The following is an 18988-nucleotide window of genomic DNA, read 5'->3' on the forward strand; positions in this document are numbered from 1 at the left end:
AGAGGGGACTAACATACAGTCCCCTCTTTGCGTTTAAGTCAACACGGTGTTTTTTGTTTCTTTTCCGAAAGCCACCGCAATGGCACCCACGAGAATCGCGATTGTAAAAATCGTGAAAATCGTAGAAATCGGAGTGCTTGAAGCAATTAGATACCCGACAAGCAATGGTCCGAGGACCCCGCCTATCCTGCCGATGCCAGCCGCTAACCCAGTGCCTGTTCCACGAACGGCAGTTGGGTACTGCTCAGGTGTATAGGCATAAAGCGCACCCCAAGCCCCTAGATTGAAGAATGATAGAAACATTCCAGATGCAATCAGGAAGGCTAACTCCTCTGCCGAGCCAAAGAAATAGGCACTGATGGCCGTTCCAATCAAGTATGTGATCAGAACGAACTTACGTCCCACCTTCTCGATTAGCCAGGCTGCCGAAAAATAGCCCGGAAGCTGGGCAAGCGTCATGATCAACACATATTCGAAGCTTTGAATCATACTGAAGCCCTTTAAGACCATGACACTCGGCAGCCATAAAAACATTCCATAATATGAAAAGACCACACAAAACCATAATATCCATAATACGATTGTCTGGCGTAGATATTCCTTATTCCAGACACTTTTCAACTGATTGAATACAGATGGCCGCATTTTCTTTTCAAGCTCGGTATATTTAGGTGAATCCGGCAGGTTCAAGCGCAAATACAGCGCATAAAAAGCAGGAACGGCACTTAATAGCAGGGCCACCCGCCAACCATATGCTGGAATGATGAAAAATGAGATGAGCGCTGCCAATATCCACCCAACCGCCCAAAAACTTTCAAGGAGAACGACGACTCTTCCCCTTTTGCTTGCTTCAACACTTTCCGAGACCAATGTCGAGGCAACCGGAAGCTCCCCTCCTAATCCCATTCCAATCAAAAATCTCAGAATCAAAAACAAACTGAGTGTACTGACTGCTGCAGACAGGCCACTTGAAATTGAAAACAATAATAACGTAATGATAAAGACATTTTTCCTTCCAACCCTGTCAGCCATCATCCCAAAGAAAACGGCACCAACAGCCATCCCTATCGAATTTATGCTTCCAATCCAACCAACCTGTTCACTGGTTAAGCTCCACTCCTGTTTCAATGCAACAATGATGAAGGAAAGCATACCGACATCAAGTGCATCGAACATCCAACCAAGTCCCGCAATACCAAGTAATTTCCGCTGCGAGATCGTTTTCGTATCATTTCCCATATAACCCTCCTGAAAACCTTTAGACCTTCTAAGTTATCTTAACCTTATTCATTTTACCTATTAACTTTCTTTTTAGCTATAGTAAATACAGATGTCATGACAAAAAGATTTAACGATAAGAACCTCGGCACTCACAGAATGTCGAATCATATAGTTTGAATATTCCTTCTTTTTGATTTATGATAATAATGGCATAAATCATAGCGTTAACAAGAAGTCATCATGTTTTGCCCAAGATAATTATTATATTCAGGAGGGTAATTAATGACAAATCTAACGTTAGAAGTAAGTGGAAAGCTGCAAAAATTTTTAACAGGACCAAAAAAGCTCTACATTAATGGTCAGTTCGTAGAAAGCGCATCTAAAAAAACCTTCTCCACGCCAAATCCTGCCACAGGACAAAAACTTGCCGATGTATATGAAGCAGATAAAGAAGACATTGATTTAGCCGTTAAAGCTGCTCGCAAGGCATTCGACGAAGGACCATGGTCTAGAATGAGTGCAGCCACCCGCAGTAGGCTTATGTATAAACTAGCAGATTTAATGGAAGAAAATAAAACCGAGCTCGCTCAACTGGAAACATTGGATAATGGAAAGCCAATCAGTGAAACCACCAATGCTGACATTCCTTTAGCGATTGAACATATGCGATATTTCGCCGGCTGGTCCACCAAGATTGTCGGACAGACCATTCCCGTAAGCGGAAACTACTTTAATTACACGAAACATGAGCCCGTCGGTGTTGTGGGCCAAATCATCCCTTGGAACTTCCCGCTTCTGATGGCAATGTGGAAGCTTGGTGCCGCACTCGCTACAGGCTGTACGGTCATTTTGAAGCCAGCGGAGCAAACACCCCTTTCCGCCCTTTACTTGGCGGAATTAGTCGCAGAAGCCGGGTTCCCGGATGGTGTCGTCAATATCGTGCCTGGCTTTGGGGAAACGGCCGGACAAGCGCTTGTCGACCATCCTCAAGTAAATAAAATTGCCTTTACCGGATCGACCGAAGTCGGTAAATTGATCATGCGTTCCGCGTCTTATTCTATGAAACGGGTCACTTTGGAGCTTGGAGGCAAATCTCCAAACATCATCCTTCCCGATGCAGATTTCTCAAAAGCAATTCCGGGAGCCCTTAATGGAGTCATGTTCAACCAAGGACAGGTATGCTGTGCCGGATCAAGGGTTTATATTCAAAAGAAACATTATGACAACGTCGTTGCCGATATGGCCAGTCATGCCAAAAACATCAAACAAGGGACAGGTCTTGACCCCAATACACAAATCGGACCGCTTGTGTCCGAGGAGCAGCAAAACCGGGTAATGGGCTATATTGAAAAAGGGAAAAACGAAGGCGCTGAAGTTCTTGTCGGCGGCAATAAACCAGGTGAACAAGGCTACTTCGTCTCCCCTACCATTTTCGCTGGGGTTGAAGAGGATATGACCATTGCCAAGGAAGAGATTTTCGGGCCGGTCATAGCCGCAATGCCATACGAGGATTTAGACGATGTCATCAATCGTGCAAATGCCAGTGAATATGGCTTGGCTGCCGGCTTATGGACAAGCGACTTGGCCAATGCCCATTATGTTGCCGGAAAACTCCGTGCCGGTACAGTTTGGGTGAACTGTTACAATGCATTTGACGCCGCTTCCCCGTTCGGCGGCTACAAACAATCTGGAATCGGACGTGAAATGGGATCGTACGCACTTGATAACTATTCGGAAGTCAAAAGCGTCTGGATCAATTTGAATAAGTGATAGTCAATATCCAATTAAAGAGGGTCCCAAAAGGGATCCTCTTTCTTTAAGTCCGCAGGATTCAATAATTATATTATTTGGATTATTCGAACCTTTTCAATAGTCTTTCCTGCTTTAGTTTTGATAGAATGAAAGATAGATGTCCATACGATAGTCACTGTCGGCGATGGTGCTCAAGTCGCCATTAATCTCCTAAGTGAAATCAATGGGGAACGTTATGTGGACCATGATGGAAAAATTAATATAGATCCAAAAAGTCGCTGATCAGATGCTGCTACTGCCAGGTGTAATAAACCCCTTTTTGGAACTAGGATATTTTCCACTAACGTAAGTAAAAAGTTTTTTTTCTTACGCACAATAAGTACAATTAAAATTGATAATATGGAAAAGGGGTTTTGAAATGATGAGTGATTTTCAAGCAAATTTAGAAAAATACGCAGAACTTGCCGTTAAGGTAGGCGTTAATATCCAACAAGATCAAACGCTAGTCATAAATACGATGCTAGAGGGCGCAGACCTTGTTCGACTCATCGTGAAAAAAGCCTATGAAAGCGGTGCCCGCAATGTCATCGTAAATTGGAATGACGATATCGTTTCACGTACCAAATATGAAATGGCGCCGGATGATGTTTTTACTGAATATCCGAAGTGGCGTGCAGAAGAAACGATTGAACTTGCCGAAAACGGGGCCGCTTATCTTTCCGTCATCTCCTCAAGTCCGGATCTATTGAAAGGTGTAAAGCCAGAAAGGATTGCCAACTTCCAAAAAGCATCAGGGACTGCCTTGAAAAAGTGGCGGCAAGCTATGCAATCAGATAAAGTAAGCTGGTCAATAGTCGCCGTCCCTTCAGAGGCCTGGGCTGCCAAAGTATTTCCCGAAGAAGCGGAAGAAACACGCGTCGCCAAGCTCTGGGATGCCATTTTTAAAGCAGTTCGCGTGGATGTGAAAGACCCTGTAGCTGCCTGGAAAAGCCACGATGACACCCTGCACGAAAAGGTTGATTATCTAAATGAAAAACATTACCAAAAATTGCATTACACAGCACCAGGAACGGACTTGACCATCGAGTTACCCGACAAGCACCTTTGGGTCGGGGCAGGAAGCACAAATCAACATGGGCACGAGTTCATGGCTAACATGCCAACTGAAGAAGTATTCACAGTTCCGTTAAAAACAGGTGTCAACGGCATGGTTTCCAGCACAAAACCGCTTAGTTATGGCGGAAACATCATCGATAAGTTTTCCATAACCTTTAAAGAAGGACGGATCGTTGAAGTACAAGCTGAAGAAGGGGAAGAAATCCTAAAGCAATTAGTTGCAACGGATGAAGGATCACACTATCTAGGCGAAGTGGCACTGGTTCCATTCAACTCACCAATTTCCCAATCCAATGTTTTATTCTTCAATACTTTATTCGATGAAAACGCATCAAACCATCTCGCTATCGGCAGCTCCTATGCCTTCTGTATTGAAGGCGGAAAAAACATGAGTCAAGAAGAACTTGCCGAAATGGGCCTGAATGATAGCCTTACACATGTCGATTTCATGATTGGCTCGGAGAAAATGAACATCGACGGCATCAAACAGGACGGCTCTTCGGAACCTGTCTTCCGTAATGGGGATTGGGCTTTTTAATTAACTGATTCCTAGTTGCTTCAGCCACGTGTTACCTGTGAACAAGGTATACACGTGGCTGTTATTGTTTAATTGGATCGCTTCAGGCATCTATATGTCCGGACTGTTTTATGCTGAAGCAACCTCATTTCAGTCAAACTTGCCCATATCGGATACCTCTTATATTTCCCTTTTTTTGTTAGACCGGTATGCAGTTTTTTTCCATACACTGTAAAGTATGAGCGGGGAATTGGCGACACTTATAAATCATGCCTCTACATTACCGCACTTGCCTCTAGTTTAATGAGGGTTTGGCATATCTTGGACACATTTTTTATATCCAAATATGTTATACTATTAGTAAAGAGGGTGCATAAATTGAAAAGCAATAAATATAATACTGGCGAAACGGTAACCATTCAGGATACTGATGAATTAGTAACCATTAATAAATGGGCGTATGTGAAAAACATGAAGAGGTATTCTTATACCGTAAAAGAACATCCAACCACTTTTTTCTTTGAAGAAGAATTAAAAAAGGCCTAATAATGTCGTAAAACCCTACTCGGCTCAAGAGTGGGTTTTTTCATATGTTTTTTCTTTTCGACAACAATAAAAAACAGACCCCATTAAGGGATCTGTTCATATCGGTTACGATTTAATTATGAATTAAGCTTTTTGAACGTTAGCAGCTTGAGCGCCACGAGCACCTTGCTCAACGTCGAAAGTTACTTTTTGACCTTCGTCTAAAGATTTGAAGCCTTCGCTTTGGATAGCTGAGAAATGTACGAATACGTCGTCTCCATTTTCACGCTCGATAAATCCAAAACCTTTTTCTGCATTAAACCATTTAACTGTACCTTGTTCCATTATTTGTTGCCTCCTAGTGCATAACACACATTGTATTACTATTTTTAATCATTTGGAGTATAACTAGTATCCTCTTCCACAATCAAAAACAATTCTTTATTAGATTAACATGAAATGATTAAGATAGCAAATTATCCTGTGAATTTAAATTGTGACTTTAACAAATTTTTGATGGAAGTTGATGATTTCGATGCAGATATACGGGACGTAAAGAAATTCCCGCCCATTTAAGGGAGGGAATCGACTACATGATAGGGAAGGTTTACCTTCCGAAAAACTCTGTCAAATAGTATTTGCTGATGGCCAGATATTCACGTAGATATGATTTTGGCATTGACACTTTTGGTGTTTTTGCCGGTACTCCCTCGATATTCAATCCTTCTTTAGTGGCTATTTTAACTGCCCGGTAAATATGAAAATCATTGCTGACAATCACTCCGTGAGCTTTTGGATCAGGAATGAGTTTTTTAGAGAAAACAATATTCTCATAAGTTGTCGTGGAGTTGTCTTCCAAGATGATGCGAGCTTCCTCAATTCCTTGTTCGACTAGCGCCTGTTGCATCGCTTGAGCCTCCGATATGTCCTCACCAGGACCCTTCCCGCCGGATACAATGGCTACTGTTTGCTTGTTCGCCGTTAAGTATTCGGCCGCTTTATCTATCCGATATTGTAAAGATAATGATGGGACGGACCCCTTGACCCTTGCCCCAAGAATGATAAGGTAATCGGCCTCCCCCGGAATTGGCTGGTGCATGCTTTCTTGAATTTTCAAATGCAGAAAGCCAAAATATACGATTAACAATACAGCTCCTACTATTGCTAATTTCACTGCCTTCTTCCACGTATTACCTCGTTTCAATTTACGTTCGTCATATAGCATGTTTCCCCATACTCTCCTTTAACGACAGCTGAAAAGCTTCTCATCATCATGGTCCTGCACAGTTGCGAGATCTATTTTGACATCATACCATCATAAATCAGCTTACCGATTTTACTGATTACTTGCCGGCTGTCTTCCTCTGATCTTGTATTTTCAGTAAGTACGGCTGCATAAACCGTTTGATACTCTGAGCGAATGATTGCACAATCATGGGAAACGCCCCGAATTCCACCTGTTTTGCTTGCGATCTTCACTCCTCCGCCCATCAGTGATGGAAGTTTATCTTTTAATTGCTGATTGTCAAAAACACGCATGATTCTTTCCTGGCTTTCTTTCGCTAAAAAGTCGCCTGTATGTATGGCTTTAAGGCAGATAATTGTATCTTCCGCGGAAATGGTATTGTCTCGCCCTTCCTTTAATGCCTTAAAATCCTGCATTCTCCGTTCAAGCTTGGTATTTTTCAAACCTAGCTCCTTGATGCATTGATTCACCTCATCAATGCCCAACAAGCTCATCATCATATTCGTCGCTGTATTATCTGAAACCGTTATCATCAAGGTCAATAAATCCTCGACGGTCAATGATACTTTATTTGACAAAGTATGCAAGACCCCAGATCCCCCAGCCACTACACTCGGAGGTATGGTCACGGATTGCTTCAAATTGATTTTCTTTCGTTCACTCTGTCGATACCCTTCAATGATCATGGGTATTTTAATTAAACTTGCCGATTGAAAAGATTCTTCCTTGTGAAGACCAATCGTATCTCCAGAACCATTTTCAATTTTATATGCGATTTTTCCGTTAAACCCTTCAACTAATGCCAAGATATCGTGTTCAATAGTTTGTAAGGCCATCGATTTCCTATTCCTCCTTTTTTAAAACATAACTTATTCTACCATGTCCAATGCCCTACATTCTTCCGCGAAATTCCAATTTCACTATATTTTTTTAGAAGCAAAAAAAGAACCTTCATATGAAAGCTCCCTAAAAACCGCATATTCATCTTGCTTTTACAGTCCGGCCCTTCCCTAATGGGAACCGCTTCTTCTCCGTTCTATCCACCTGTGTGATCTCCCCATCGTGGACCGTTATTGTCACGGATCCATATTGTAGATCTTCGAGACTTGAAATGATATGCCTTATTTTCAATTCTTCTTTCTTTTCCATATTTTCTCCCCCTTACTAGTCTTAATAAAGCTTCGTTTCATACGTATGGGCAGTTTCTTTACCGATTTCTTTGCGAATAAGAATAATTCTTTAGAACTTCGAATCCCCAGCGTGCGCTTTAAAACAAAAGGCACCCCGCATCTAATTAGATGTAAGGGTGCCTTTAGTTTGACTAATCGGCCATATACAGGATTGGCTTATGTTAGGGGATATCCAAAAACGAAATTTAAAGCGCATTATTCTTACCAATTAACTTGGTATTAACAAATATAATCCAATCTCTTCCTTTTGTCAATGACACAATTAAAAGTATTCTGATTAATCTTTCTTTTACATTTTAGTTATTTACCACTTTACCAAACTAAACTGTTTGAGATATACTATTTTAGTATAAGTACTCGGAATATAAAAATACACAATGCACTCAAGAAAGGTTCGATTATATATGGTTAATAAAAAATGGGGTTTATTGATTTTGACCACTTTCGTAGTTGGGAATATGGTCGGCGGCGGAATCTTCATGCTTCCTGCCCAATTAGCGCAGGTATCCAGTCCATTAGGGGCAACATTGGCATGGGGCGTTACAGGACTTGGCGTATTTTTAATAGCTCTTGTATTTGGCAACTTGGCAGTCCGGAAACCGGAATTGAAGGCAGGTCCTCAAAGCTATGCTCAATCATTGTTTAAATCTCCTGCAAAAGGAAGAATCTCAGGGTATAGCATGGCTTGGGGTTACTGGGCGGCGAATTGGGCGGCTACAGCGTCTGTCATCATTTCATTTGCTGGATATCTATCGACGTTTTTCCCGGTGATGCATAGTGCGAAAGTGCTTTATACAGCTGGTTCGTTTCAACTCGAACTCGGCAAAGCGCTGACCTTTGCAGTTTGTACCATCGCCCTGTGGGGGATTCAGGCAATCTTGGTAAGAAGCTTTAATAGCGCTGGTAAACTGAACCTTTTTGCTACCATTACAAAAGTGCTTGGATTTTTGTTCTTCATCATCATCACGATTTTCATCTTTGATTCTGCCAATCTAGGAAACGGTGGCGAATTTTATGATAAGGCGGGTACTTCCATCTCTTTAGGTGCTCAAGTAAATGCTGCTGCGATTTCTACATTATGGGCCTTCATCGGGATTGAAGCTGCCGTCATGCTTTCAAATCGTGCCAAATCGCAAAATGATGTAAAAAAAGCGACAATTATCGGTTTGCTTATCGCCGTTACCATCTATATGGGCATCACTTTATTGACGATGGGTGCCATTTCACAAGAAGAACTAAAAGTGTCACAAAAGCCGCTGGTGGACGCATTACAATCCGTCGTTGGCTCAAGCGGAACCTATTTGATGGCTGCTCTTGCCGTCATCTCGCTATTTGGATCTGCCATCGGATGGATTATCGTTGCATCTGAAGTTCCTTACCAGGCAGCGAAATCCGATCTTTTTCCAGCCTATTTTGGCAAAGCGAATGAAAATGGCACACCCGTACGTTCAATGACAATAACGAATATCATGACACAGATTTTCTTATTCTCGACCATTTCGGGTACGATATCGGAAGCCTATAAATTCTCTTTGATTGTCGCAACACTTGCCTATTTGATACCTTACCTTGCATCGGTTCTGTATCAGTTGAAATTGGTCTTGACTGGGGAAACCTATGACATCATGAAGGGATCAAGGGTTCGCGATGGAGTCATCACCATCCTCGCCTTAGCGTACTCAATCTGGGTCATCAAAACAGGCACAGCGGATATGCATACCTTCATACTCGGCATAGCCCTTTATGTATTTGGAATCCTTCTCTACCCAGTCTGGATGAGAAAGAAAGTATAACCTCGAACACCTTGGCAGCTGCCAGGGTGTTTTCTTATATCTCCTTCAACACCAGTTTCGTTTTCAGTATCACCTGCTCCCCTGCGCCTAGTTCTCTCAATCCCGTAAATTCGTCTGACATATTAAGATTGGGTGCATTCGTTACCCAAGTATAAGGTTCAGGACAAACAAACCCATCTTAATTGAACAACACCCAAAATTTATAATGTTGGTCAGCATGATAAATGACCTGCACACCTGCCTGTTGATCCGTAAGTACGCATTCGTTTTTCAGATCGCTTTCCTCATCATAGCCGAATATATCATCAAACAACCGTCCCTCCAGGGAAAAACCGTTTTGGATTTCTTTTTTATTGGACGAATCCCGGATTTCACCTGTAGGCAAAGAACGTTCATTCAATTCCCAATGTTTGTTGACAGGAAGTGAAATGAGGCAATTCTCGATTTTACTATCCGATCCAAAAGGAAAATTGAACACCGTATGATAACCAGCTCCCCACGGAAAGGGCTCAAGGCCGTTATTGAGGATTTCCAATTGCATGTTCATCGTATCTGCGACTAAAGTTAAAGTCAAATTGACTATGATATCTTGCGGAAAGCTCTTTCTGAGAGATGGAAAATCACGGCTTGAAAATTCAGTCTTGATGACGATTTCATTTCCAATCAACTTCCTTTCGATGACCTTCCATGGCAAGGCATGCAAAAAACCATGGATGTGATTGGACTTTTCTTTTTCATTGATTGGAAACTTATAAGTCGTGTGCTTATAAGTAAATTGTCCATCTTCAATTCGATTCGGTGGAAACAAAATGGGCATCCCATATAGTATCGGGAGTTCTCGATAGTGTGCCGAACGTTTTGGGGTTCGCAGCACTTCTATATCTCTATGCTTAAACTTCAACGAAAGAAGGTTGCTTCCTAATGCTGGTACAAGTATCGCTTCCATATGTTCATTGCCGAATTTAATGGCCTGTTCCTCCATGAAAGTTATATCTTCTATATAACCTGCCACATACTCTCCTCCTTTGGCGTTCCCGTATTTCCATCCTACTTCCAATGCCCTTTTTTTGCAACAAATGGAATGTAAGTCCAGTATGGGGTGCATTCCATCAGTCAACTACACTCTCTATTAGTGCTATCCACTTCAACCATGTTCGATTACAGTTCTATACACACACAAAAAAAGGATGCCTTCTCGGCACCCTTTTTTTATCGATTACTTTCACTTACCATAGCCACTATGCCTTCTTCATCATCCAGCACAAGCTCAATTCCAGAATAAGGATCTTTATTCATATATTCATCAAGCCATAAGCGAAGTGCTTCTATCAAATTGATGGTGATTAACACTTGTTTTCGTCCATCAACAAACGTTTCCGCCGAAAAACCATAATCATCATCATACATCAATTCCACTTCTACTTCATTGGGTTGTACCTGCTTCTTTCGAGCAACGTAAACACAAACGGCATTGATGATATCTTGTTCGGAGATTTTTAGCCTCTCCATGGATTTGTATCCTCTTTCTTCTTCTTATCTTTGAAATAAGTGAATATTTTACGAATGACAACCACTAATGCAATGATTGCTAACACGTTAATCATGAGGCCAAGAATCGAACCAAGAGCTCCCATATTGGCGAATAGGCTACCAAACAGCAAGCCCGCCAAACCTCCTAGCATAAGGCCCTTCATTAAACCGCCTTTAGCAAATGAGCTTCCCGTTTTCGTATTCGTTTTTGCTTTATTAGTAGTATCCGATTTATTCGTTTGTTTGTTTTGGAAATTAGAATTATTGTTGTTGTTGCTATTGAAGCTTCTTTTTCCGGATTTGTAGCCCCGTGCATCAACTGACTCCGAGTGGTCCTGGAATACGTAGGTACCAACTGGAGAGAATGCCAATGTAATCGTAAGTAATGCAGCCATTAATTTTTTCATCATGTTTTTTTGCCTCCGTTTACTAGTATGAAATAATGCTACCTTATTTGTCTTCCGGGATTTACTGAAAGTCCACATCACCTATCCTTGTTTTATCTTATAGTATTTACGTTCATTATCAAAATAAGTTTCATTTTTTTTTAATATTTTTTCAAAAAAAATGGCTGTTTTCGCATACTTTACTGCTATTCACCAAGTAATTCGGTGTGGTCGATTTCCACTCCGCTGCTCAGCTTTCCAGAGGGCGGGGCGTTGAGCCTCTGCTCCCGCAGGATTCTCGCAATCCGCTCCAAGCAACCTTAAATAATTTCGTTTTTTGTAAAAAAAATAAGCAGGAGAGCCTCTGCCCTCCTGCTTAGTAAAACATGATTAGTTTACACGTACGACACGGCCGTTGAATTTCCCCGCCCAATATCCACTTGACATATTGGCGATTGCAACGCCTGTAGAACTTTGCGAACCGATGAATTTGCCGCCACCGACATAAATACCGACATGGCCATCCGTTTTATACGTATTGAAGAATACTAAATCCCCAGGTTGCATTTGGCTTTTAGATACTTGGGTTCCCGCACTTGTCAATGCTCCCGTACTTGCTGGAAGATTAACGCCCGCTTGTTTATAAGCCCATGCAACGAATCCTGAACAATCGAATAATCCGTTAGCAATATCGGATGCCGTTCTTCCGCCACCGAATTTATAAGTCGAGTTACCGATATATTTATAGCCAGCTGTAATGGCAGAGCCTGTATTTGCGCTGCTTGGCTTGCTTACGCTCTCAGGTTTACTAGCTGCCGGTTTGTCAGCAGAACTGTGTTTAGATGAATTAGAAGCTGATTCAGCTTTAGGCGAACTTGATGACGCCGCTTCGCCTTTAGTTGACTCATCACTAGAAGGTTTTGAAGCATTCACTTCTTGTGCAGCACGATCTAGATCTGCTTTCTCTGTCGCTTTACGATCTTCTTCTTTTTTCATATCATCACGAATCGAAGCAATTTGTGCTTCCAGTCCAGCATCTTTATTCTCTAAAGACTGTTTAAGAGCTTCTGCTTCCGATTCTTTCTTTTCATTCTTTGCCTTCATTGCGATCATTTCTGCTTTTTGATCTTTAATTTGGGATTGCATGCCTTTAAGGTCTAGTTCCATATCTTTCAGGTTTTGCAATTTTTTCTCTACAGAATCTTGTTTTTTCTCTAAGTCAGCTTTATCCGCTTCTTGCTCGCTAAGGATTTGTTGGTCAGCTTCCACGATCGTGGCCACCGCTCCAACACGATTAACGAACTCACCAAAGCTTTTCGAACCTAAAACGACTTCTAGGTAATCAACGTCCCCGCCGCTTTCTTGGAAGGAAATGGCGCGTTCTTTCAAGACTTCCTCGCGTTTAGCGATTCTTTCTTCCAACGCTTTAATTTCTTTATTTAAAGAATCTATCGCTTTTTCCGTATCTTTGACTTCTTGCTTAGTCTCTTGAATTTTTTCGTCATTTTTTTTCATGGTTGTTTCAATCTGGGCAATTTGCGAATTCATTTTTGATTGTTCTTTTTTCAATTGATTAATGACTTGCTCTGCCTCTGATATGTCTGATTGAATTCCTGTACGTTGCGATTGAATGTCCGAGATGGACTCCGCCTTCACTGAAGGTAACGCAAAAGCGCTTCCTAAACCGAGCATAATTGTCGTATTTAATATGATAAGTTTTTTCTTCAAGCTCATTTCCCCTGCTTTCCTCCCCGTGCATTTCCATCGACCCACTTCTTTTTCTCTATGAAAAATCATCAGTCAAAATAAATATCTGGGAACTCTTCTCTATTTTTTTTACTCATTATGTAATCTTCTAAGGTTGTAACAATATGAAATATATTTCTGAAACTCTACTATGTTTCCACTTAATTCGTAGTATATCATCACATTTTGTCAAATACGTAATAACAATATTACAATTACATTTCATTTTTAACATAATGCATGAAATTTCGACTTTTCCATGTGATAAAGCGTCCATTATTTTACATGAACTGCAATAGATTTAGATGCAAGACTATTTATCTACATTTTATAACCAAGGAACCAGAGACCATTGGCAGGCAGAAATTCACGATCATGAACGAGAGATGTTTGTTTGATTGCCTTAATCCAATGAATAGAAATCAAAAAAGGCTTCGGAAGGTCATGCTTTCCGAAACCTTTTCATCGCTATTCGACTCTTGCTTAAATTCCAGCCATGTAGTCGACAAAGACTTTTAACTCTTTTGGTCTGACAAATACCCTTTCACCCTTCCTTAATTCAAGCTCCATATATTGCTCTTTGTTCAGTTCAATTTCAAGTGGTTCGTTCGTATCGTGACGGATCACTTCTATGCGGACGATGGCTCCCATCGTATGAATATGGTCAATGATGGATGCAATCGAATCCTTTCCTGAAGCTTTTCTTTCAATGATGAAGTTATGCGCTCTTACATACCCTGTACTCACGCCATCTTCACTGTCAGGTGCATTCATCTCCACGTTCCCTGTTACTAGTTTTCCTTGTTGGACGTTCCCCTTGAAAAGATTGACACTGCCAAGAAAATCATAAACAAATGGATTTATCGGGTGATCATATACTTCTTCCGGGGTTCCGACCTGTTCAATTTTCCCTTCATTCATGATGACCACCCTGTCGGCAACATCCATCGCTTCTTCTTGATCATGCGTCACGAACACACTCGTCACGTTAAATTCATCATGAAGCCTCCTTAACCAACGCCGGAGTTCCTTGCGAACCTTGGCATCCAGCGCTCCGAATGGTTCATCGAGCAAAAGAATGTTCGGCTCAACCGCAAGGGCCCTTGCCAAGGCTACACGCTGGCGTTGACCGCCGGATAATTGGGAGGGATACCGATCTTTGTATCCTTCCAACTTGACGAGCTGAAGCAATTCAGTCACTTTTTGTTCTATTTCTTTTTTACTCGGCCTTATTTTTCTCGGGCGGACCTTTAACCCGTAAGCAATATTATCAAAGATAGACATATTGCGAAAAAGGGCATAATGCTGGAAGACGAAGCCAACATTTCGATCCTTGACATGCTTATGTGTGTAATTCTCTTCATTAAATAAGATATTCCCGTTCTCTGCCTGCTCAAGTCCCGCAATGATACGCAGTAATGATGTTTTCCCAGATCCGGATGGGCCAAGAAGGGCAATCAATTCCCCGCTCTTAATTTCCAAATTGATGTTTGTAAGAGCTTGATAAGATCCATAATATTTTGTGATGTTTTCAACGATGATACTCATTTCTTCCCCTCCTAGCTGGCTTTTGTCGATTTAAAGCCCGTTTTCCATTCTATGAAGCTTTTGATGATCAAGGTGATGATGGCAAATATGGACATCAAGGATGCAACGGCAAAGGCGGCCGAAAATTGATATTCATTGTATAAGATTTCAATATGAAGCGGCATCGTGTTTGTCATCCCCCTTATATGGCCGGATACGACCGATACCGCCCCAAATTCACCTATCGTCCTTGCGTTGCAAAGGATGACACCGTATAAAAGACCCCATTTAATATTAGGCAGCGTGACATACCAAAATGTCTTGAACCCTCCTGCACCAAGTGTCAGTGATGCCTCTTCTTCGGACGTGCCCTGACTTTGCATGAGCGGGATCAATTCACGGGCAATGAATGGGAAAGTGATGAAAATGGAGGCGATGACAATCCCAGGTATCGAGAAGATCACTTTCAAGCCGAGCGATTGCAGCACCGTACCAAGTGCCCCATGTAAGCCGAACAAAAGGACAAAAATCAAACCGGCGATGACAGGTGAAACCGAAAAAGGTAAATCAATCAGCGTTATTAGAAAGTTTTTCCCCTTAAAATCATATTTTGTTATCGTCCACGCAGCCACTACCCCGAATACAGCATTCAGTGGCACAGTGATGAGGACGACGATCAATGTTAATTTGATTGCCGCCAATGAATCCGGATGGGCAATAGCCGCCAAATAAGCATCTGCCCCTTTTTCAAACGCCTTTACAAAAATGGCGATTAACGGGACGACTAAAAATAACGTCAAAAATAGCAAAACAATGGAAATAAGGATCCACTGTATCGATTTAGGCTCTTTTGTTGCGTTTTTCGTCATGATGACTGGTCCATTCGTTTTTGCAACAACTGAATGCTCATGTTCCAATATGTCCCCTCCTACTTCCCTGAATATCTTTTGCCGGTCCACCATTGCAGGACATTTATGGTGAACAGAATCAGAAATGTAATGACAAGCATGACTGCCGCTACAGCCGTGGCACCTTCATAATCATACTGTTCGAGCTTTGTCATGATGATCAGCGGCGAAATCTCCGTTTTAAATGGCATATTTCCGGCAATGAAGACGACCGATCCATACTCTCCAAGTGCCCTCGCAAAAGAAAGCGCAAAGCCAGTCAAAATCGCTGGAATCAATTCGGGAAAGATTATTTTTATGAATGTTTGCATACGATTCGCCCCAAGGGAAGCCGAGGCTTCTTCCATCCCTTTTTCGATATTCTCAAGCACCGGTTGAACCATCCGGACAACGAATGGAAGACCGATGAATATAAGGGCGATGATGATTCCTGCAGGGGTGAACGCGATTTTAAAGCTGAAAAATTGACCGATCCAGCCATTCGGTGAGTACAAAGTCGTCAATGTTATCCCGGCGACAGCAGTCGGAAGGGCAAAAGGCAAATCAACCAATCCATCGATGATCCGTTTACCCGGAAACTCATAGCGAGTAAGCACCCAGGCAATTAAAACACCAAAAACCGCGTTCACGAAGGCCGCAGTTAACGCTGTCATAAAACTCAATTTATACGAGGCGACTACCCTAGGTTCTGTTATGGTCACCCAGAACTCCTGAAATCCCATTGAAAACGTATTTAGAAAAACCATCGATAACGGGATCAAAACGATGATGGTAAGATACAGCAACGTAAAACCCATCGTCAACCCAAAACCGGGTATGGTCCTTTTATTCTTCCGTTTGGCCTCTGTCATTATTGTCATCGTTTCGCCCCAGCTCTTTCTTATGGATTTTAAGGGAGAAGATATGAAGACATCTTCTCCCTCATGCTTATTTCGGTTGATAAATTTCGTCGAACGTACCGCCATCATTGAAATGTGTTTCTTGTGCTTTTTTCCACCCGCCAAACTTGCCATCAACCGTCACCATATCGATATCCGCAAATTGATCTTGATATTTGGCGAGAACCTTCTCATCCCTAGGACGATAGAAGTTTTTCGCGGCAATTTCCTGACCTGCATCTGTATATAGGTATTTCAAATAGGCTTCAGCCACTTTTTTGGTTCCCTTTTTCTTGGCCACGTCATCGACAACAGCTACTGGAGGCTCAGCCAGAATACTGATCGAAGGATTGACGATTTCATATTTATCATCACCGAACTCCTTAAGTGTTAAATAAGCTTCATTCTCCCAAGCAATCAGGACGTCACCAATTCCACGTTCCACAAAAGTGGTCGTTGCACCGCGTGCTCCCGAATCCAAAACCTCAACATTCTGATAAAGTTCCTTCATGAAATCCTTTATCTTTGCTTCGTCATTATCGTATTTCTTCTGGGCAAAAGCCCACGCAGCCAAGTAATTCCACCTTGCTCCTCCGCTAGTCTTTGGATTTGGTGTAATCACCGAAACATCCTTCTTAACTAAATCATCCCAATCCTTAATTCCTTTTGGGTTATCTTTCTTCACCAAAAACACAATCGTTGATGTATATGGGGTCGAGTTTTCCGGTAAGCGTTTTTGCCAATCCGCCGCTAATAGGTTGCTAGCTTCATGAATCGCATCAATATCATAAGCTAGCGCCAATGTAACGATATCCGCTTCAAGCCCATCAATGACCGCCCTGCCTTGTTTACCGGAACCTCCGTGGGATTGTTGAATCGTTACATCCTGGCCGGACTCTTCTTTCCAATGCTTCGCAAACGCTTCATTGAATTCCTGATACAATTCCCGTGTCGGATCATATGACACATTCAATAGCTCAACCGATTTTGATTTCGCGTCTTCCTCCGTTTTTTCAGAATTGCATCCCGCAAGTAAACCGAAGGCTAAAATTACACTTGACCAAACCATCAACTTTTTCATGGATTTCCCCCTATTTTTCGCCTTCTACGACTAAAAAGGCATACCATCTCCTCAATTATTCTATTCAAGGAGATAGTATGCCTTCAGTTCTCTGATCAGCAAATATTCTGAATTTACTTATAACTACCATAAAACAAAGTATACCCAGTTGTCAACTCTGTTTTTATGCAAGTATATAGAATTACTATTGAACAGGGGTTGAAACGGAAGGTACGGCACTCCTGCGGGAAATGCAGGTAAGCGGAGATTCCACAGGCGCAAGCGCCGAGGATTCACACCGCCTCTCGATAAGGGAGCACTGCAGTGAAATGGAACGGTCGAAGGTAAAGGTACTCGTGAGTTTTGGCTTGCATTGAATTTGAGGTGGTTTCTCAAAAAAATGGCGCTTTTCATCCGCAATTGGGGCCGTTTCTCGTCAATTTCTTGCGTTACTCGCGAATTCGGCCCCGGTTCTTCGTATAATCACTGTTTTCTTTTACCATTTCAGAGCGTTACTCGCGAGTTAATCCTTTGCATCGAATTTAAGGCGGTTTCAGTGCAGTGGAACGCAACGGTCGAAGTACAGATTCACCAAGCTGTAGACAATTGGAATGCTAACTTTAGTTTTCACACTGAGTTGAATGAAACGAACTAAGTACCTCCAAAATTTGAGGGGGGCAATCTGGATGCCACCTTCAATTTTGGTACAGCTTTTTGTTCAAGATATATTGATAACACCGATCAGGCAATAAATATCTCGGTTCCCCACCCATCGCGAATTCATCTCTTATATATGTGGAACTGATCTCCATGGAAAGACCTTTATCGATAAGGTGAAACGTATTGCCATCATCATAATTCCTAAGCAAAGGACTCTTGGAAATGATCTTCAGCATATCTATCCCATCACGTGCCATCACGATGAATTTATGATTGGCAATCAATTTTTCCCTGAATTTCCAGCGTAAGTGCACAGGCTGTTCCTGATTATCCATATCACCCAGCAAATCGGCACCCATTATAAAATACACTTCGTCCCCGGGGTACCGAGATTTAAAGAATTCCATCGTATACCATGTATATTGCTTACCCGTACCGGCCCGTTCGTTGATTTCATAGTCACTAACTTCAAATAATGGATTATCCTCTATTGCCATGCCAAGCATTTCCCAACGATTCTCATTGCTCGTTTTCATCTGTTTATCGATGCGACCATTTGCGCAAGGCAAAAAAATCACCTTATCTAGCTTTGCACGATGAGCAATCGTGGATGCTGTCCATAAATGAACATTCGTGACTGGATCAAAGGAAGAACCATAAATTCCAATTTTACCCATACAAACATCCCTCCTCATCAGCCCTTTTTTCAACCTGCCTGGCAGGTATCATCAAAATGGTACTCATTCGATTTCGTTAGCTCTGTTTCGATATGACCGATTACCGATGACCGCTGAGCACCCCCAACCAACATTGCATCAAGTTTGAGGTGGTTTCTCAAAAAAATTGCGCTTTTCACCCGCAATTGGGGCCGTTTCTCGTCAATTTCTTGCCTTACTCGTAAATTCGGCCCCGGTTCTTCGTATAATTACTGCT

18 protein-coding genes are annotated in these 18988 nt (G+C 42.0%); 4 read left to right on the forward strand and 14 right to left on the reverse strand.

The features are described 5' to 3' along the window. Positions 1-33: 33 nt before the first annotated feature. Entirely contained in the window at positions 34-1239 is a 1206-nt protein-coding gene (locus tag ASU00_RS05015; protein WP_057912355.1) for an MFS transporter, read from the reverse strand. 264 nt (positions 1240-1503) lie between these two features. Here ASU00_RS05015 and ASU00_RS05020 point away from each other — a divergent pair, with 264 nt between their 5' ends. The 3 genes from ASU00_RS05020 to ASU00_RS25740 all read left to right on the forward strand — a co-directional run bounded on the left by ASU00_RS05020 (position 1504) and on the right by ASU00_RS25740 (position 5152). After that, on the forward strand, positions 1504-2991 hold the full coding sequence (locus ASU00_RS05020) for an aldehyde dehydrogenase family protein (protein ID WP_057912356.1): 1488 nt from the start codon (positions 1504-1506) through the stop codon (positions 2989-2991). A 403-nt stretch (positions 2992-3394) separates the two neighbouring features. After that, the gene (locus ASU00_RS05025) at positions 3395-4627 is read left to right on the forward strand and encodes an aminopeptidase (protein ID WP_057912633.1); all 1233 of its coding nucleotides are present in this window, start codon (positions 3395-3397) and stop codon (positions 4625-4627) included. 357 nt (positions 4628-4984) lie between these two features. Next, a complete protein-coding gene (locus tag ASU00_RS25740; RefSeq protein ID WP_169792904.1) occupies positions 4985-5152 on the forward strand; it encodes a hypothetical protein in 168 nt (55 codons plus the stop codon). A 123-nt stretch (positions 5153-5275) separates the two neighbouring features. On the opposite strand, the gene cspC is transcribed toward ASU00_RS25740, so the two are convergent. From cspC to ASU00_RS24340, 4 genes are all read right to left on the reverse strand, one after another. Beyond that, positions 5276-5476, reverse strand: a complete 201-nt coding sequence (gene cspC, locus ASU00_RS05030) for a cold shock protein CspC (RefSeq protein WP_010331195.1) — start codon at positions 5474-5476, stop codon at positions 5276-5278. Between the two features lie 262 nt (positions 5477-5738). Further along, positions 5739-6356 (reverse strand): YdcF family protein, encoded by a 618-nt coding sequence (locus ASU00_RS05035; RefSeq protein ID WP_057912357.1) that lies wholly within the window; start codon positions 6354-6356, stop codon positions 5739-5741. Between the two features lie 71 nt (positions 6357-6427). Beyond that, a complete protein-coding gene (locus ASU00_RS05040; protein WP_057912358.1) occupies positions 6428-7213 on the reverse strand; it encodes a serine hydrolase in 786 nt (261 codons plus the stop codon). A 145-nt stretch (positions 7214-7358) separates the two neighbouring features. Then, positions 7359-7526, reverse strand: a complete 168-nt coding sequence (locus ASU00_RS24340; RefSeq protein WP_082630151.1) for a YezD family protein — start codon at positions 7524-7526, stop codon at positions 7359-7361. A gap of 445 nt (positions 7527-7971) precedes the next feature. Between ASU00_RS24340 and ASU00_RS05045 the strand changes: the two genes are divergently transcribed. Next, the gene (locus ASU00_RS05045) at positions 7972-9360 is read left to right on the forward strand and encodes an amino acid permease (protein WP_057912359.1); all 1389 of its coding nucleotides are present in this window, start codon (positions 7972-7974) and stop codon (positions 9358-9360) included. 178 nt (positions 9361-9538) lie between these two features. On the opposite strand, the gene ASU00_RS05050 is transcribed toward ASU00_RS05045, so the two are convergent. The 9 genes from ASU00_RS05050 to nadD all read right to left on the reverse strand — a co-directional run bounded on the left by ASU00_RS05050 (position 9539) and on the right by nadD (position 18732). Then, positions 9539-10372: an aldose 1-epimerase gene (locus ASU00_RS05050; RefSeq protein WP_057912360.1), complete on the reverse strand. Its 834-nt coding sequence runs from the start codon at positions 10370-10372 to the stop codon at positions 9539-9541. Between the two features lie 197 nt (positions 10373-10569). Beyond that, on the reverse strand, positions 10570-10869 hold the full coding sequence (locus tag ASU00_RS05055) for a YxcD family protein (RefSeq protein WP_057912361.1): 300 nt from the start codon (positions 10867-10869) through the stop codon (positions 10570-10572). Beyond that, positions 10857-11297, reverse strand: coding sequence for a hypothetical protein (locus ASU00_RS05060; RefSeq protein ID WP_057912634.1), 441 nt, complete (start codon positions 11295-11297; stop codon positions 10857-10859). Before ASU00_RS05060 ends, ASU00_RS05055 begins: the two co-directional genes overlap by 13 nt. 369 nt (positions 11298-11666) lie before the next feature. After that, positions 11667-13010 carry a C40 family peptidase gene (locus ASU00_RS05065; RefSeq protein WP_057912362.1) on the reverse strand — a complete coding sequence of 448 codons (1344 nt, stop codon included), beginning with the start codon at positions 13008-13010 and terminating at the stop codon, positions 11667-11669. A 495-nt stretch (positions 13011-13505) separates the two neighbouring features. Continuing rightward, positions 13506-14570 (reverse strand): sulfate/molybdate ABC transporter ATP-binding protein, encoded by a 1065-nt coding sequence (locus ASU00_RS05070; RefSeq protein ID WP_057912363.1) that lies wholly within the window; start codon positions 14568-14570, stop codon positions 13506-13508. A gap of 11 nt (positions 14571-14581) precedes the next feature. Beyond that, on the reverse strand, positions 14582-15418 hold the full coding sequence (gene cysW, locus ASU00_RS05075; RefSeq protein ID WP_057912635.1) for a sulfate ABC transporter permease subunit CysW: 837 nt from the start codon (positions 15416-15418) through the stop codon (positions 14582-14584). A 59-nt stretch (positions 15419-15477) separates the two neighbouring features. Then, positions 15478-16317 carry a sulfate ABC transporter permease subunit CysT gene (cysT, locus tag ASU00_RS05080; RefSeq protein WP_057912636.1) on the reverse strand — a complete coding sequence of 280 codons (840 nt, stop codon included), beginning with the start codon at positions 16315-16317 and terminating at the stop codon, positions 15478-15480. A 67-nt stretch (positions 16318-16384) separates the two neighbouring features. After that, on the reverse strand, positions 16385-17416 hold the full coding sequence (locus ASU00_RS05085; protein ID WP_057912364.1) for a sulfate ABC transporter substrate-binding protein: 1032 nt from the start codon (positions 17414-17416) through the stop codon (positions 16385-16387). A gap of 674 nt (positions 17417-18090) precedes the next feature. Next, positions 18091-18732, reverse strand: coding sequence for a nicotinate (nicotinamide) nucleotide adenylyltransferase (nadD, locus tag ASU00_RS05090; RefSeq protein WP_057912365.1), 642 nt, complete (start codon positions 18730-18732; stop codon positions 18091-18093). Positions 18733-18988 lie beyond the last annotated feature (256 nt).

Origin of the sequence: Peribacillus muralis, from assembly GCF_001439925.1 — a bacterium.
Classification (GTDB): Bacteria; Bacillota; Bacilli; order Bacillales; family DSM-1321; genus Peribacillus; species Peribacillus muralis.